Genomic DNA, 16,763 nt, shown 5'->3' on the forward strand with positions numbered 1-16,763 from the left:
ATGGTCTTAACACTAAGCACCGCCTGCAGAAAGGCATTAGTATTATGCATGCTAATGCCTTTTTTCTTCTCGTGCGCCACTTACCACGGAAGAATAGGCAATTATTATGATGCGGTGATGCAGGGCAATTACAAAAAAGCAGAACAGGAGATCAATCGAAACAAACTGTTGAAAGCAAAAAGAAATCAATTCCTGTACCTGGTCGAAAAAGGCCGCCTCGCTCACCTCCAACAAGCATACGATAGTAGCAATAATTATTTCAACGAAGCCGACCGCTTCCTGGAATCAAACCGTAGCGCATCCGTAAAAGATATCGCCGTAGGCACACTCGTCAACCCGATGATGCAAACCTACAGAGGAGAAGACTTCGAACGGTTTATGATCCACTATTATAAAGCACTCAACTACGTATACCTCGGCAAATATGAAGATGCCGTCGTAGAAGCCCGTCGTATCACCCTCCGTTCCGGCGAACAAAAAGATAAATTCAACGATAAAGACAACCGGTATTCCAAAGACGCTTTCTCCCTCATGATGCAAGGCATGATTTACGAAGCTGCCCGCGATGTCAACAACGCCTTTATCTCTTATCGCAATGCCGCAGATATATTCCTTCAGCATAAAGAACAGCAATACTACGGCACAACCATCCCCCTGCAGCTGAAAAAAGATGTACTCCGCACCGCCTGGCAAAACGGATTCTATGACGAGGCAGAACGTTACGCCAAAATATTCGGCCTGCCAGCCAAACCAGATGCTACCCTCAATGGCGGAGAACTCATCGTATTCTGGGAAAATGGCAAAGCACCCGTAAAAGAAGAGGAAAATATCACGTTCACCCTGGTAAATAAAGAGGGGGGCTTTTTCTTCACCGATGCCGCCGGCGGCTTCAGCTTCCCGGTCATCTTTGACGCAGGGGTCGATAGAGATAAAGTAAAACTGGCTGACCTCCAGACATTCCGGCTCGCATATCCGCGATATGCCCTGCAAGACCTGGGCTATACCTCCGGCTCCATCACCGCCGACAGCACGCAACGCACCTTCGAAAAAGCGGAAGATATCAACGTCATCGCACAAAGCATCTTGAAAGAACGATTCCTCAAAGAAGCAGGCCTCGCATTGTCACGCCTGCTCGTGAAGAAACTGGCTGAAATAGCCGTCAAAGGCAACGATGATGAAAAAGACGACACCCGTAAAGTAATGGCGGGCGCCCTACAGCTGTATAACCTGCTTTCCGAAAAAGCAGATACCCGCAACTGGCAGACATTACCGGCACAGATACAGACCTGCCGCATCCCGTTGCGTAAAGGCGATAACCAGCTGACGCTCGTTGTCAACGACACTCGCGGCGCCCGCAAGGAAATGAAGATCAACGTCACCGGCAACGGTGGCCTGCAATTCTACAACGTCGCTACTTTTTAATACTACACAATATAGCACCGTTGTGATGGATAAAAACGGAAAAGAGGCGGGAGATCATCCCGCCTCTTTTATATCCCTACCGCACTACTTCATCTCGTCATTCGAATGGGTCATCACCTGGTCGCCCCCCCGTAATACGCCAAACACTTCGACCTGCTCCGCAATACCGTATAGGTACTCATGCCTTTATAGCACTTTTCAACAGGTAATAGCTGCCCGTACCGGCTTGTAGCAGATCGGCCGGATTTTTGCATAAACTGCAATAGGCAGCGGTCGCTTTTTTTAGACAGTATCATACTTTGTATATACAGACCGCCGTTCTTAGGGTGTTCATTATTTCTTATCATATGTATATCTTGAAAAATCAAAAGAGCCTGTTTGTATTATTGTTCACGTTCGTCGCCTTACAGGTTACCGCTTGTACAAGGTCGGCAGTACCACGCCGTGACAGCAGCAGCGCAGGAGGCAATCTGGAAGAACAGATCCTCTATTACACCAACAAATTTAGGAAGTCCAAAGGATTAGCGCCATTGGAAATGAATGTAACGATCAATCAGCAGGCCGAGCAGCATAGCCGCGATATGGCCAGCGGCCGTACCGGTTTCGGACACGAAGGATTTGAAGAGCGGGTAGATGTGGTAACCAAAAAAATGGGTAGGGTAGCGGCGGCTGCAGAGAATGTAGCCTATGGCAGCCTCGATGCCGAAGCCGTGGTGAACGGCTGGATCAAAAGTCCCGGCCATCGTAAGAACATGCTGGGCAATTACAACCTGATCGGCATAGGAGCGGCGAAAAAGGGGAAGATCACTTTCTTTACACAGGTATTTATCAAAAAATAGCCTGCCATCCGGCAATGGACAGCCGTTGTAACAGCCACCGTACCGGGGCCGTTATAACGGCTTTTTTGTGTCGCAACCTTCGCACTTTGCCCTACTCCCAGGGAATATCATTGATCGTTGTGCATTTTTGTATTAATTTGGCCCCATGGAAAAGAAGAAGATGATCGAAGTAAAGGAACTGGTGAAAAAATACGGTGACTTCACAGCTGTTAAAGGGATCAGTTTTGATGTGTATGAGAATGAGATATTCGGGTTGTTAGGACCTAACGGCGCGGGTAAATCCACGACGCTGGAGATCATCGAAACACTGCGTGAGAAAACTTCCGGTATGGTGATCGTCAACGGCCTGGACCTGGACAAAGATCCGGATAGCATCAAAGAGATCATCGGGGTGCAACTGCAGAGCTCTGGTTATTATCCTAACCTCAACTTGGTACAGCTGATCGCTTTGTTTGGCGGTTTATATAATCAGCCGGTAGATCCGATAACCTTGTTGCGCCGTTTCAACCTGGAGGACAAAGCCAAATCCAAGTATAAAGAGCTGTCCGGCGGACAAAAACAGCGTTTCTCCATTGCTACGACGCTGATCAACAAGCCTCGTATTATCTTCCTCGACGAGCCGACTACCGGGCTCGATCCGCAAGCCAGACGCAACCTCTGGGATCTCATCCAGCAGGTACGTGCACAGGGTACTACGGTGGTGATCACCACACACTATATGGATGAAGCGGAGTTCCTTTGTGATCGCTGTGCGATCGTCGACAGCGGGCGTATCATCGCGATCGACTCGCCGGATACACTGATCGACAACCTGGTGGCCAGTGGTTTCGAACGAAAAAAAGAAGTAAAACAGGCCAACCTGGAAGATGTCTTCATACACCTGACGGGCAAGGACCTGAGAGAAGCATAAAGACACTGGCGCTTTCCAACGAAAGCGCTTTTTTATTGGAAAAAATAAAACCATCTGAATGGACCCGCTATACGACCTCAAGTTTCCGATCGGCCAGTATGAGCCGCCAGCAGTGTTTACTGACGAGATATTGAAGAGTTATATCAACGAGATCAAGGTGCTGCCTACGCTGATCGAGCTGGAAGTGCAGCAACTGGATGCACATCAGCTGGACACACCTTACCGGCCGGATGGCTGGACCGTTGCGCAGGTCGTACATCATGTGCCCGACAGCCATTTAAATGCTTATACCCGTTTTAAGCTGGCCCTTACAGAAGAAGCACCGTTGATCCGCCCTTATAATGAAGCCGCCTGGGCTTTGTTGCCGGATGTGAGTAACACGCCTGTCAACGTGAGCTTGACCTTATTGCATGCCTTACATACCCGCTGGACGAACCTGCTGGATTCCCTCACCGAAGAGCAATGGGCACGTGCCTACATACATCCTGAACATGGCCGCTCTTTTGACCTGCGCACCGCAGCAGGGATGTATGCCTGGCATGGTAAACACCATCTGGCACACATTACGCGCCTGAAAGATCGTAACAACTGGTATTAATCATAAAAAATAGTCAATAATGTCTTTAGAGTGGAAAGTGCTGAGTTCAACCTATTTACACCGCGATACCTGGTTGACCGCCCGGCAGGACAGCTGTGTGATGCCGAGTGGTAAGCTGGTGGAAAAATACTATGTACTGGAATATGCCAACTGGGTAAATGGAGTGGCTATTACAGAAGAAGGAAAGATCATCCTGATACGGCAGTACCGACATGGTACCGGTAAGGTGCTGCTGGAGATACCGGCGGGCGCTATGGACCCTACGGACCCTTCACCGGAGTTTGCGATGCGGCGGGAGCTGCTGGAAGAAACCGGTTATGATTTTGCCGACATAACATTACTGGGTACTATCTGTCCTAATCCGGCATCGAGCAATAACTATGCACATATGTTCCTGGCGACAGGAGGAAAGAAGGTACAAGAGCAGGACCTGGATGACACGGAAGAGATCGAAATCCTGCTGATGGACCGGGAAGAGGTGATGACGCTGTTGCGTAATAAGGAGATCATGCAAAGCCTGCATATTTCCTGCTTGTTCTATGCCTTTTTACATTTAGGCTGGCTGCAATAGCAGCGTTCTTATTTACAATACTTCTGCAACGATGAAAAAGCTGCCACATACCAGTATCATATCTTCGGGATGCGCTTGTTGTTTGGCGGCATAAAAAGCTTCCTGTACGGTGGCATAGGCATGTCCTTTCAGGCCATGTGCGGTGGCGAGGCGGAACAGCTCCTGTTCGTCGAGTGCACGCGGTATCTGCGCCTTACAGAAATAATAGTGTGCTGTCTGCGGAAACAAAGGCAGCACTTTTTCCACTTCTTTATCTTTTACGAATCCGGTTACGATATGCAGCTGCCGGTAGGTCTGGTGGCGTAGTTGCTGTACGATCTCACCGATGCCTGCCTGGTTATGTCCTACATCGAATACGGTGAGCGGATGCTGGCTGATTACTTCCCAGCGTCCTCTGAGGCCGGTTAATTTTTTGACATGACGCAGTGCTTCCAGGATAGCTGCTTCGCTGAGTTCCCAGCCCAATTGCTGCATTTGTTTGGCGGCGCTGAGTACGGTCATGAGGTTCTTCTCCTGGTATTGACCGTTGAGATCCAGCGACACCGGCCATACCTGCTGGCTGGCGGTATGCAGCAATGACAGCTGCATGCTGCTGGTATCGAGTTGGGTGCTTTGTACCAGCCATTGCTGATCGGCAAAGGTGATAGGTGCGTTATTGCCGGCGGCGGTTTCGAGGAAGACTGCTGTTGTTTCGGACTGTGTTTCTCCTATCACGACGGGGATACCAGGTTTGATGATACCTGCTTTTTCGCGGGCGATGGCAGGAAGGGTATCGCCCAGCAGGTGCATATGATCGTAGCTGATGTTGGTGATAACGGACAGTTCGGGTGTGATGACGTTGGTGCTGTCCAGGCGGCCACCCAGGCCTACTTCGATGATGGCGATGTCTACCTGTTCGAGAGCGAAGTACTGGAAGGCCATGGCCACGGTCATTTCGAAGAACGACGGTTGTATCTCTTCCATTGCGCTGCGCATCTGTTCGGTGAATTCGATGACGAAACTTTCTGGCGTCATCTGTCCGTTTACACGGATACGCTCACGGAAGTCGAGCAGGTGCGGGGAAGTATAGAGCCCTGTTTTGTAGCCTGCCTGCTGAAAGATGGCTGCCAGCATATGGCTGGTAGAGCCTTTCCCGTTGGTACCGGCTACATGGATGGATTTGAATTTTTTGTGAGGATCGCCCAGGCGTTTGCATAGCTCGAGGGTGTTGTCGAGGTCTTTTTTCAAAGCGGCATCGCCGATCCTGGTGAACATGGGTAACTGCTGGTACAGGTAGTCCAGCGTCTGTTGATAAAGCGTCTGATCCATAACTGATGATGAGACGTAAAGATAATAAAAAGTACTGCCTGATCTCCAATTGGTGACCAGGCAGCGTTATGAGTGGTGGATACAAGTGCTTAGTAGGGAGGACAGTTCAGGCGTTTGTCCTTGCGTTGAAAATTGAACGGCGTAATACGCAGGGCTACGAAGGCATCGGCATGATCTACATGTTTGCGGAACAGGTTGCTGAAAAGGCTGGCGGAGCCCAGCACCAGTGGGCCTACGCGGAATACGGCACCTACGTCTGCCTGTCCGAAGCGGTTGACCTGTATGGGCATATAAGCGCCGAAGTAGCGGCGTTCATAGCGCGGCGTGATCTGTATCTGCGTCATGGCGTAGGTCTTGTTATCATCCTTTTCGCCTGCTGTTAATGCGACTACGGCATTGGCACTGACAAAGAAGCGGCCGTCGATATTGTAGTCGGCCATCAGGTTCAGGGCGGTGGGCAGGTTCATGTAGAAGTTATCGTCCGTTTCAGTAGGTGTGAAGTATTGTTTGATACGGCGGTAGTAGGTCTTCCAGCTCTCTCCGTTGCGGTACTTGAGCTGGTTGGGATCTATATTGGCCCGGGTGAGGTCGAGGTCGGCACTCAGCGGGGATTTTTTATAGCGGATACCACCGATGTCGGTGATGGATGCGCCGATGCGGAGTTTGTACATGTCTGCTTCGGGATTCCAGCCATCGGCATCATAGGCGCCGTCGCCATCGGGGTTGAACTCATAGACTACGCCCAGGTCCAGGCCGAGGCCAAGGTTGGATAAGGGCTTATAGTTACGTAAGGGTTGGTCTACCCATTTGTCGACATCTTCGTTGTAGGCTGCTTTGAGTGTACCGGAGGTGATGGTACCGGAGCGTTGGTTGTTGAGTACGAAACTGGCATCCTGCACTATGCCGTAACCGGCGCCCATACCACCCAATATTTTGAGGGTGGCGCCTCCTTTCCAGCGATGGATGCCATCGTCTTTGAGGATGCGGGAATAGGAGAAGCCGAATTCGTTCCAGAGGTGTGCGTTGACGGCGCCTCTGTCTAAGTTGATACGGCGGCCGTTGTATTGTGAGTTCGGAAAGTTATTGAAGAAGTTGGCGATGCCGGTATTGATGTTACCGCCGTTGCCCATGGCACGTATGCGCCAGATGAAGGCGACGGATTGTCTGCGGTCTATCGCGTATAGTACGGAAGGCATGACCAGGTCGGCACTGGCCCAGGCGACTTGTTTGCGGCGGGCGGTAGTATCGAGGAAATAGTCCTTATTACGCCGTAACGTATCAGGCATATGGAAGAGGATGGATTTGGGAAAGCTGAGGTAGGTGTTGCCTCCTTTTACGTCCAGCCCGGCGATATTGACATCCCATTTATAGCGGGAGCCGGCTCCCATAGCCGGATTAGAGATGATACCATGGATACCCGAGTAGTTGCTCGTATTGTAGCCTGGAAATGTTTGTCCGTGTGCAGTGTTCGCTAATGATAGTGCTGTCATGAGCAACGGCAGCTGCCATCTAAAGTTTACAGTCATAGATCTCTACTTGGATAAAAGGCCAGTAGGGTAAACCGCATGGATGAATGAACCTATTGGCCTTTCCTCCAACAAGTGTTGTTTGGTTTTAAGATATGGTCCCCAGCGTTGATGTTCTTAAAACGTCCGGGTAAGGATGTTATTGTACTTTGAAATAAAAACGAACGGGTCCGAATTGGATTTCCGGCGCATCTGGACTTGCATTGTATTTGATCTCTCTTGCTGCACGTTTGGCGATCTCGATCAATTTGGCGCTATTAAGTGTAGAGTTGCGCGGGGTATAGGATGCGTCGATCACATTCCCCTGGCGGTCTACTTTGATATTGATAGTAATATATCCAGTTTCGTCGCTGTCATAGGTGACGCGGGGTGTGCTTAATACAGAGCGGCCACTGAGGCGGAAGTCTGATTTACCACCACCCAGTCCGCCTCCCGTATATCCTTTTGCGTTAGGGTCTCCGTTGAGCTGTCCGCGGTCGCCGGGTTTACCGGTATTACCTTCGCCGGTAGCGTTGTTCCGACCATTGGCATTGTTACCGCTGTTGGCACTATTGGAGGTGCCACCGGTGTATACAGCCTTGGGCTTAGGAGCCGGTGGTACCGGGGCGGGAGGGTTGTCTGATTTTTTCTTGACTGTTTTGGTCGGTTTGGGTTCCAGGTTTTTCGGTGTGACCTCTTTGGGTTTCACGACCGGTTTCTCTGGTTTGGTCACCTCAGGGGCTGCTTCTTCATCCTGCGTGGCAATATCCTGTTCGGTGGCATTGTCGGCAGAAGGGGTGGGCGTAGGCTCTTCCTGTGGTGCAGCGGCATTAGGAGCGGCATTGCTCGGAGGGTTGGGATTGAGTGGTTGTTCATCACCCATCCCGTCGTCGGAGGTACCCAGGTTCACTTCCATACCCAGGTCCTGATCTGGTAATGGAGGTGGCGCGGAGAAGCCGGCAAAAAACAAACCTACTAACAGCAAAGCGTGTACGCCAATGGTGACGCCCAGTGCTTTCAGATTATTTTGTCCTGTTTGTTCCTTTTGCTGCATATGAGTCATTCGCGCTTGATGATAAATACCGGGCTATTGCCGTGGTTTCAAAGTTAATATTTTTTTTTAATGTCGGCGATTACCATCTGCTATTTACCCAGCCAGAATATATCATAGGCAAAACGCAGGATGGTAGCGCATATAACGGCCAGGAACACTTTACGGACCAGTTTGTTGCCTTTCAACATGGCCAGTCTTGCACCAAAAAACGAGCCAGCCAGGTTGGAGATGGCCATAAAGAGGGTGACGGTCCACAAGATATGGCCGTGGGTGCCGAAGTAAAGGAGGGAGGCCAGGTTGGAGCAGACATTGACGGCTTTGGAGTAGGCACTGGCGCGGAGGAAGTCGAAGCCCATGATGGTGATGAAGGCCAGTATCAGGAAGGTACCCGTACCTGGCCCGAGTAAGCCGTCGTAGAAGCCGATGGGTAGGCCAATAGCAGCGCCTAACAGGAGCGGATAACGCACTTTCTTTTCCTGCCCTGTATGCTGCCCGAAATCTTTTTTCAGGAAGGTGTATAGTCCTACGGCTATCAATACGCAGAGTATAAAGGGACGCATGTAGTGGCTGGGGGCTACGGATGCCAGGGACGCGCCGCCGGTGGCAGCGATAAAGGCGGAGATGCCGGTTACCACTAACAAAGGCCAGTTGAAATGTACGCGTCGCGCATATTGTACAGCGGCCATTGCCGTACCGGAAAAGCTGGGGATCTTGGTGGTACCAAGTAAGGTGGCTACCGGGTACTGTGGATAGATAAACAATATAGCAGGTGTCTGTACGAGGCCGCCGCCACCAACAATCGCATCGATAAAGCCTGCTGCAAAGGAAAAGCAGCAAAGTAGAGCCAGTTCTGTCGTGATCATGATGCGCAAAGGTACAGGTAGCCTACTGATTAGTCAATGACGAATATCTGAAAGCATATTAATAATCGATTAAATGCATGGTGGTGGGCCGCGACATTTAACAAGCGGGAGGTAACTTTTTGTTCCTGCAATATTGTGTAAGTAATGCGTTAGGCTGGATGTTTAACGGAGGGATGCAGCTTTTAGTCGTTAAAATACTTCGTAAGTAATTGTATATCAATTTGGTAAACTATTTTATTTGTTTAGTAGATTGATTGGCAGCGTGTTGTAAAAATACAGCTTATAGCTTGTATAAGCAGGCTATAAGCAATGTATAAGCAGGCTATAGTCGTTGTATACCCGTTGTATACGTTTCCTATAGTGTTTGTATAAGTTTGGATAGGGGTAGCTTATACAAACACTATACGAATGTTATACGAATGCTATAGGAATGCTATAGGAATGTTATAAGAAAGCCGAAGAATTGGCTACCTGGAGCTGCTGACAATGATGTAGTTTTGTGTCCTCACTTAATGACCGATTGCTATGATACCGATGCAGCAGTATGCCATCTTTGTACTGGCCGCCATGATAATGGTGATCACTCCCGGCCCGAATATGTTGTATGTAGTGTCCCGCTCTATTACGCAGGGACGTAAGGCGGGTATGATCTCATTGGTAGGTGTGGCATGTGGGTTCCTGTTCCATATCCTGCTGGTGTCTTTCGGATTGACGGCGGTGTTGATGAGCATTCCTTATGCGTATACGATATTGAAGACGGCGGGTATTGTATACCTGTTGTACCTGGCCTGGGAGGCGGTGAAGCCTGGGGGGCGGAGTTTATTTGAGCATCGCGCAGCGCTATCGATAGATGGGCCGCTGCGCTTGTTCAGTATGGGTTTTTTCACCAATGTGCTGAATCCTAAAGTGGCGGTATTTTATTTGTCTTTCTTTCCTCAATTCATAGATCCTGCCCGCGGGCATGTGTTTGCACAGAGCATATTTCTTGGGGGTACATTGCTCGTATTGAGCTTTACCGGCAACTCGCTGATCATTTTTGCTGCCAGCAGACTGACGCATTGGTTTGCGGCGAATCCTAAATGGGTACGTGCACAGAAATGGTTGATGGGAGGTGTATTATCTGGTCTGGCGATTAAGCTGGCATTGGACAGAAGTAAGTGATATCAGCTTGTTGCTATATTGATCAAGTCCGAATGAGGTTCATCATTTGGACATACTTCGACATGATTTAATGCTGTAGTTTCGGTGCTCCAAAATCATTTTGTTTTGTTTGCAATCTATAAAAAAGCATATTCCGGCCTGTCATCTTCCATATGGTGGTTAGCATTGGTGTTGCTGGTGAATCGTACCGGCTCTATGGTAATTCCTTTTATGACGGTGTATCTCACGCAATCGCTGCATTTCAGTATTGCGGAGGCAGGATGGGTCATGGCCTGTTTCGGCAGTGGCGCAGTGCTGGGGGCATTGGCAGGTGGACGGCTGGCGGATAAGATTGGATTTTACCCGATACAGTTCTGGAGCTTGTTGCTGAATGGTATCTCTTTTATGATATTGGGGCAGATGCAGACGTTGACGGCTATCTGTGTCACTATCTTTTTCCAAAGCCTGATAGGAGAAGCTTTCCGTCCGGCGAATGCGACGGCTATTGCGCATTACAGTACGCCGGAGAACAGGACACGTTCTTATGCTTTGTACCGGATGGCCATTAACCTGGGTTTTGCCCTGGGGCCGGCTTTAGGTGGTATGCTGGCCGCCATCAGCTACCATCTTTTATTCTGGGTAGATGGCATCAGTTGTATAGCGGCGGCCTTTTTGATGCGTATAGTGTTGCCACCGGTGAAGGTGGTGCATAAGGAGCCCAAAAAAGAAGCGGCAGCGCCGGTGACAGGCGGCAGCGCCTACGCCGACAAATATTACCTGGTATTCATTTTCCTGGTGACGCTGAATGCGATCTGTTTCTTCCAGTCGATGACGATCGTGCCGGTATTTTTTAAAGAGCAGATGCAGCTGAATGAATTCCAGATCGGATTGACGATGGCGGTAAATGGGGGGCTGATAGCACTGGTAGAAATGATATTAGTATACCGGCTGGAAGGCAAACGGGATAATCTTTTCTTTATCGTCAGGGGTACCGTGATGATGGGGGCGGCATTTGCCTGCTTTAACATATTCCCGCCGATCGGCGCAGTAGCCCTGTTGTATATGTTGCTGCTGACAGTAGGAGAGATGTTGAGCATGCCTTTTATGAACTCTTTTTGGATCGCACGTAGCCAGGATCATAACCGGGGTGAATATGCGGCGCTGTATACTATCTGTTTCTCTGTGGCGCATATTGTAGCGCCTACACTGGGCGCCAACCTGGTGCAACAGCTTGGTTTCAACAACTGGTGGTATATCACGACTGGTCTCTGCCTGCTGTCGACGACGGGTTTTATCTTACTACGCCGGTCTATGAACAATGTAAAAATCCGCGCTACCCAATTACAGGCAAGCGCCTGATCCTCAAAAATATTTGTACGACCAACTATAAGCCCACGTTCCTGCCAGGAGCGTGGGCTTTTTGCTACCATGCTTTTCCCGATATGATCAATAGTTTTCCTGATACGCGGCAGCTTTTTACCCGGGATGGAGGACCTTTACGGCTCATATCAACCAATTCAGGATGCCTATAAAATTCCTATACACACTTTTCCTATACCTGATCGCTTGTTTAGGGTTGACCTTCTCCGTTTCCCGGTTACAGGCACAGGAGCGTAACGGACATATCAGCGGTACCATTCATTTTGCCGACGGGCAGCCGGCAGCCGGCGTGACGGTGCGCATCGCCCGGTTGGACAAAGCCACCAGCACGGATGAAAACGGCCGTTTCCATTTCACCGGCCTTCCCGTACAGACCTATCGTCTTACCAGTACCATGGTGGGGTATATTCGCCTGCACCAGGAGGTACGGGTCACTGCCGGTCAGACGGTTACCCTCGACCTGACGATGGAGCGCGACGAATCTAAGCTGCAGGAGGTATCGGTAGCCGCTAAGTCAGAAGTACGGCGGGCAAAAGAACAAGGGTTTTCGATCAATAGCATCGATGCCAGACGGCTGCATAATACCACCCGCGATATCAACCAGGTGTTGAATAGAACGACCGGTATCCGTATACGGGAGGAAGGCGGTCTGGGTTCCAACTATAGCTTTACGCTGAATGGTTTCAGCGGCAAACAGATTAAGTTCTTTGTAGACGGCGTACCCATCGACAACTTTGGCAGTGCGCTTTCGCTGAACAATATTCCCATCAACCTGGCAGAAAGGATAGAGGTGTACAAGGGCGTGGTGCCGATATCATTGGGAGCAGATGCACTGGGTGGCGCGGTGAATGTGATCACCAACCAGGGCATGCAGCATTTCCTGGATGTATCTTATAGTTATGGTTCCTTTAATACGCACCGGGCATCCTTTAGTGCACGGCATACGACGGAGAAAGGTTTTACTATCAACGCGAGTGCAGCTCATAACTATGCCGACAACAACTTTAAGGTAGATGTGCAGATACCGGATGAGACGGGCAAGTTTGGACCAGTGCAACGGATACGCCGTTTCCATGATGCTTACCAGGCTACTATGGGGCAGGTGGAGTTGGGTGTGACCGGCAAGCCTTATGCTGACCGCCTCTTCATCGGGCTGATCGCGGCGGGTAATAAAAAAGACATCCAGACCGGTATGACCATGGAAGATGTGGTTGGACAGGCTTACAATAGCAGTGAATCGCTGATACCTACGTTAAAGTATAAAAAACGCGATCTGTTTACTAAAGGGCTTTCCCTGGTGGTGAATGCAAACTATAGTTTTGTGAAGTCCCGAATCACGGATAGCAGCTCCCGGCATTATGACTGGCTGGGTAATTATACGATCAAAACGGTGGGAAGCACTTCCGGCGAGATCAACTTCAACAAGACGCTTTTCCGCTTTAACGATCGTAATGCTGTAGCTATGGCTAACCTGAACTATCAGCTGAACGATCATCATCAGCTTAGCCTGAACTATACCTACAACCGTTTCCGCCGGGTGGGAGAAGATCCGATCAGTAAATACCCGATCGCTTTCCAGCATCCCAGCATTTTATCCAAGCAGATAGGCGGCCTGGGGTACCAGTATACGACGACAGATAAGAAACTGATCGCTACTGTTTTTGGTAAGCTGTTCCGCATGTCGGCCGTGAATGCGGAGGCAGGATGGGGTAATTACAAGCCGCTCTCTGCCAGCTATACCAAACCCGGTTATGGCGCGGCGGCTGCTTACTTTGTGCTGCCCTTTGTACAGGTGAAGGCTTCCTATGAAAATACATGGCGCTTACCGGAAGGAGAGGAGATGTTTGGCAACGGGCTGCTGATAGAAGACAATCCTAACTTAAAGCCGGAGCATAGCCATAATGCCAACTTCGGGCTGCTGGTGTCGAAGACATTACGCAGTCATCGCCTGGAGGGAGAGCTGAACCTGTTGTACCGTTTGTCCGGCGATTTCATCCGTCAGGAGGCTACCGGCCCACGGGGGCGCTATATGAATGTAGACAGTGTGCGGACCACTGGTGTAGAGTGGACGGTGAAATATGGTTACAAGGACATCTTCACCTTTGAGCTGAACGGTACTTACCAGAATACGCTGAACGTGAAGAAGCTGGTGAAGGGCATCCGTAACTACGCTTATTGGGATAGGATACCGAACGTCCCCTATTATTTCGGTAACGTAGATGTGGCTTACAATGTGAAAAAGCCTTTCCGTAAAGATGATGTGTTTACGATCACTGCCGGCGGCACATTTGTAGAGGAGTTTTATCTTTTCTGGCCCAGCCAGGGAGATCCCGGGGATAAGTTTGTGATCCCCCGCCAGATGACGGCATTTGCCGGTCTGACCTATGCTATGATGAATGGCCGGTACAACATTACGGCGGAATGTCTGAACCTCGGTGATGCGAAGGTGTATGACAACTTCCGCCTACAGAAACCCGGCAGGTCTTTTAACATGAAGCTGAGATATTTCATCCATTAATCTATTCACAACGATCCAACATATTTACTATGCGTAAATTTTTTTTATATAGCCTGGTAACAACGGGGGTGCTGGCAGCAGTGGCCTGTTATAAACCTAAACATTTTTCTTTCCAGACATCGGGTAACTATGTGGTGGCATTGCGTACGAAAGGAATGAATAAAAGTGCGGACTATCTGGTGGCACAGGATAGTATTTACAAGGAGGCGGCTGTTATTTCCGCAGAGGGTAATGGTAAGGAGCAGCAAGGCTGGTCTTACTATTGGGCGATCGGTAATACGGTGGTGAGTTTCGGTTATGGCGCACAGACGAACAAGGCTGTTGCCTATGAGCTGACAGCCAGCAAGACCTTGCAGCAGAAGGGTACTTTTAACTTTGCCAGGATGGACTGTTTTGGTACGGGCGACAACCAGACGATCGTAGGCGTGGGCGCGCCATGGGGCGGTGGTACCTACGATTGTGAGATACAGCTGGTGGATGTTAATTCGGTAGGTATCCGTAAGCGGAAGGTAACGCCGTTGTATCGTATATCCGATAAGGATACATTGAATAAGTGGCCCAGTTCCCTGATGGTGAACGATGGTAAGTTGTATGTGGCGTTCTATCCTTTGCATGGGGTATCCTGGCTGACCGCGTTGACGGATACTGCTTATGTAACGGTATATAGTTACCCTGGGCTGGATTCTATCACCACGATGAAAGATACCAGAACAGGCCCTATTGGTTATTACGGTGCGCCTACCTGTATGTTGAAGGCGGAGAATGGCGATATTTATACCATCTCACCCTCGTCTATCGCGGCCGGGTATACGCAGGTGACCAAAAAGTCCGGTATCCTCCGTATCCGCAGTGGACAGCTGGATTTTGATCCCGGTTATTTCTTTGACGTGGAGACGATCACCGGCGGTAAGTTGCTTACGGCTGTTTATGTGGGTAATGGGTTGGTAGTGGCCAGGATGGTATTACCCGGCAAGGACAACGAGGCCTGGGCAGCGCTGGACCCTACGATCCCTGCTTGTAAGCTGGTGGTCGTCGACCTGTTCAACAAAACGGTTACTGATGTTGCCGGGGTGCCGGTACATGGCGGACAGTTCGGTGCGGCGGCGCTGGTAGAAAATGGAAAGGTGTATATGTCTATTACCACTCCTGCTTCACAGGAGTGTCGGGTATATGAGATCGACGCCAAGACAGCTACCGGTAAGAGAGGAGCTAATGTAAAAGGGGTGGAGTTGTCTGGTATTTATAACCTGGGAAAGTAAGCGATAATATATAAAGTAACGCCCCGGTAACCTGATGTTGCCGGGGCGTTTTGTATTTACAAGTAGAGACAGCGTTAGTGATGGGCGAAGTCGGAGAGGTAGTCGCCTTTGATCCTTTCCATTGGCGGGTTGAAGTACCCGAACTTGAGGTGCGGGAACTCTTCGCGGATGAGGGACAGCATCTGTGACATGCCGAGGCATTCGCCGGTTTCGGTGAGGCCCAGTTTGCGGAGATACCAGTCGGGATCGATGTTGAAGTTACGCCATTGTATCATACACAGGTCGGTGTCGATGATAAGCTGGCGCAGGGCTTCATATTCTTCTACGCTGTCGGTCATGCCCGGGAATACGAAGTAGTTGATAGAGGTCCAGCCACCGAATTCGCGTACTACTTTGAGGCTTTCTACGATATCGGCGAATACGTAGTTATTAGGCCGGTAGTACGGCGTATAGTAGCGTTCCTGTACGGAGTTCATGCTGACGCGGATGCTGTTGAGGCCTGCTTCGCAGAGGGCACGTACGGCATCGGGTTTACTGCCATTGGTGTTGATATTGATGCTTCCTTTGGCGGTATGTTTTCTTATTTCGAGGATGGATTCGCGGATGGTTTCCCACATGAGCAGCGGTTCGCCTTCGCAGCCTTGTCCGAAGCTGACGATGGGGAAGGGGGCTGATTCCAGGTGGGGTACGGTATATTCTACGATCTCTGCTGCTGTTGGTTTGAAGCGTAACCGGTCCTGGGTAGATACGATGCTTTCTTCTTCCGGCTGGAAGGAGATGCAGCCTACGCAGTTGGCGTTGCAGGCAGGAGAGGAGGGGATGGGGCATTCCCATCTGCCCATGAAGTAGTTACGGGCGGCGGGGCAGTGATAGGTGAGTGCGCAGTTGTTGGCCAGGTGTTGTACCAGGCGGTTATGCGGATATGCGGTAGTCAGCTGCTGTACGCCCTGTTTAACGGTTTTGTCGTCGAAGCCGGCGCATTCCTGGCGGATATCCTGTTCGATACGAACGGCAGGAACGTAGAATTTACCATCGAGCCAGCCTACTGCGGTATAGCAGAAGAGTGGGAGGGTGGGAGCGTCGGGTAATGCTTCGTAGGCAGCGAGGAAGAGGCCGGTATGTGCAGGCGGGATGAAGGCAGCTACGGCCCATCCTTTTTCGCACAGTTCCATATCGCCGGTGCTGGCGTTGATGCCGATACCACGGCGGCCAGGCAGTTCATACAGCTGGCCTCCGTCGGGCAGCTCGATCCATTCTTCCACAGGCACGGGCCATGCATCCCAGCCGGCGCGGCCAGTGACATGCATAGAGGTATCTTCAAAGATGTTACCGTTGCCGTCTGAATAAAGTATATAAGGAGATTCCTTCATGCTGATTAGTTAGTCATACTGGTGGC

14 protein-coding genes are annotated in these 16,763 nt (G+C 50.2%); 9 read left to right on the forward strand and 5 right to left on the reverse strand.

The window, feature by feature from the left end:
* The 5 genes from KTO58_RS06365 (at position 1) to KTO58_RS06385 (ending at position 4,340) form a co-directional block, all read left to right on the forward strand.
* Positions 1 to 1,422, forward strand: a complete 1,422-nt coding sequence (locus KTO58_RS06365) for a COG3014 family protein (protein ID WP_225860086.1) — start codon at positions 1 to 3, stop codon at positions 1,420 to 1,422.
* Positions 1,423 to 1,769: 347 nt separating this feature from the next.
* Positions 1,770 to 2,261, forward strand: a complete 492-nt coding sequence (locus KTO58_RS06370) for a CAP domain-containing protein (protein WP_095840175.1) — start codon at positions 1,770 to 1,772, stop codon at positions 2,259 to 2,261.
* A 145-nt stretch (positions 2,262 to 2,406) separates the two neighbouring features.
* Positions 2,407 to 3,171 carry an ABC transporter ATP-binding protein gene (locus KTO58_RS06375; protein ID WP_095840174.1) on the forward strand — a complete coding sequence of 255 codons (765 nt, stop codon included), beginning with the start codon at positions 2,407 to 2,409 and terminating at the stop codon, positions 3,169 to 3,171.
* 58 nt (positions 3,172 to 3,229) lie between these two features.
* Complete coding sequence (locus tag KTO58_RS06380) at positions 3,230 to 3,769, forward strand: YfiT family bacillithiol transferase (protein ID WP_095840173.1); 540 nt, start codon at positions 3,230 to 3,232, stop codon at positions 3,767 to 3,769.
* 19 nt (positions 3,770 to 3,788) lie between these two features.
* On the forward strand, positions 3,789 to 4,340 hold the full coding sequence (locus tag KTO58_RS06385; protein WP_225860087.1) for an NUDIX hydrolase: 552 nt from the start codon (positions 3,789 to 3,791) through the stop codon (positions 4,338 to 4,340).
* 12 nt (positions 4,341 to 4,352) lie between these two features.
* On the opposite strand, the gene KTO58_RS06390 is transcribed toward KTO58_RS06385, so the two are convergent.
* The 4 genes from KTO58_RS06390 to KTO58_RS06405 form a co-directional block, all read right to left on the reverse strand.
* Positions 4,353 to 5,648, reverse strand: a complete 1,296-nt coding sequence (locus KTO58_RS06390) for a bifunctional folylpolyglutamate synthase/dihydrofolate synthase (protein ID WP_225860088.1) — start codon at positions 5,646 to 5,648, stop codon at positions 4,353 to 4,355.
* 89 nt (positions 5,649 to 5,737) lie between these two features.
* Positions 5,738 to 7,174: a DUF5723 family protein gene (locus tag KTO58_RS06395; RefSeq protein ID WP_095840171.1), complete on the reverse strand. Its 1,437-nt coding sequence runs from the start codon at positions 7,172 to 7,174 to the stop codon at positions 5,738 to 5,740.
* Between the two features lie 139 nt (positions 7,175 to 7,313).
* On the reverse strand, positions 7,314 to 8,207 hold the full coding sequence (locus KTO58_RS06400; protein ID WP_095840170.1) for a hypothetical protein: 894 nt from the start codon (positions 8,205 to 8,207) through the stop codon (positions 7,314 to 7,316).
* An 89-nt stretch (positions 8,208 to 8,296) separates the two neighbouring features.
* Complete coding sequence (locus tag KTO58_RS06405; RefSeq protein ID WP_095840169.1) at positions 8,297 to 9,070, reverse strand: sulfite exporter TauE/SafE family protein; 774 nt, start codon at positions 9,068 to 9,070, stop codon at positions 8,297 to 8,299.
* A gap of 525 nt (positions 9,071 to 9,595) precedes the next feature.
* Between KTO58_RS06405 and KTO58_RS06410 the strand changes: the two genes are divergently transcribed.
* The 4 genes from KTO58_RS06410 to KTO58_RS06425 all read left to right on the forward strand — a co-directional run bounded on the left by KTO58_RS06410 (position 9,596) and on the right by KTO58_RS06425 (position 15,367).
* The gene (locus KTO58_RS06410; protein ID WP_095840168.1) at positions 9,596 to 10,231 is read left to right on the forward strand and encodes a LysE family translocator; all 636 of its coding nucleotides are present in this window, start codon (positions 9,596 to 9,598) and stop codon (positions 10,229 to 10,231) included.
* Positions 10,232 to 10,336: 105 nt separating this feature from the next.
* Entirely contained in the window at positions 10,337 to 11,569 is a 1,233-nt protein-coding gene (locus KTO58_RS06415) for an MFS transporter (RefSeq protein ID WP_225860089.1), read from the forward strand.
* A 163-nt stretch (positions 11,570 to 11,732) separates the two neighbouring features.
* Complete coding sequence (locus KTO58_RS06420; RefSeq protein ID WP_095840167.1) at positions 11,733 to 14,108, forward strand: TonB-dependent receptor domain-containing protein; 2,376 nt, start codon at positions 11,733 to 11,735, stop codon at positions 14,106 to 14,108.
* A 29-nt stretch (positions 14,109 to 14,137) separates the two neighbouring features.
* Positions 14,138 to 15,367 carry a DUF4374 domain-containing protein gene (locus KTO58_RS06425; RefSeq protein ID WP_095840166.1) on the forward strand — a complete coding sequence of 410 codons (1,230 nt, stop codon included), beginning with the start codon at positions 14,138 to 14,140 and terminating at the stop codon, positions 15,365 to 15,367.
* Between the two features lie 74 nt (positions 15,368 to 15,441).
* Here KTO58_RS06425 and KTO58_RS06430 read toward each other — a convergent pair whose 3' ends face one another.
* Entirely contained in the window at positions 15,442 to 16,737 is a 1,296-nt protein-coding gene (locus tag KTO58_RS06430) for a radical SAM family protein (protein WP_095840165.1), read from the reverse strand.
* Between the last annotated feature and the right edge of the window lie 26 nt (positions 16,738 to 16,763).

Origin of the sequence: Chitinophaga pendula (genome assembly GCF_020386615.1) — a bacterium.
Taxonomy (GTDB): domain Bacteria; phylum Bacteroidota; class Bacteroidia; order Chitinophagales; family Chitinophagaceae; genus Chitinophaga; species Chitinophaga pendula.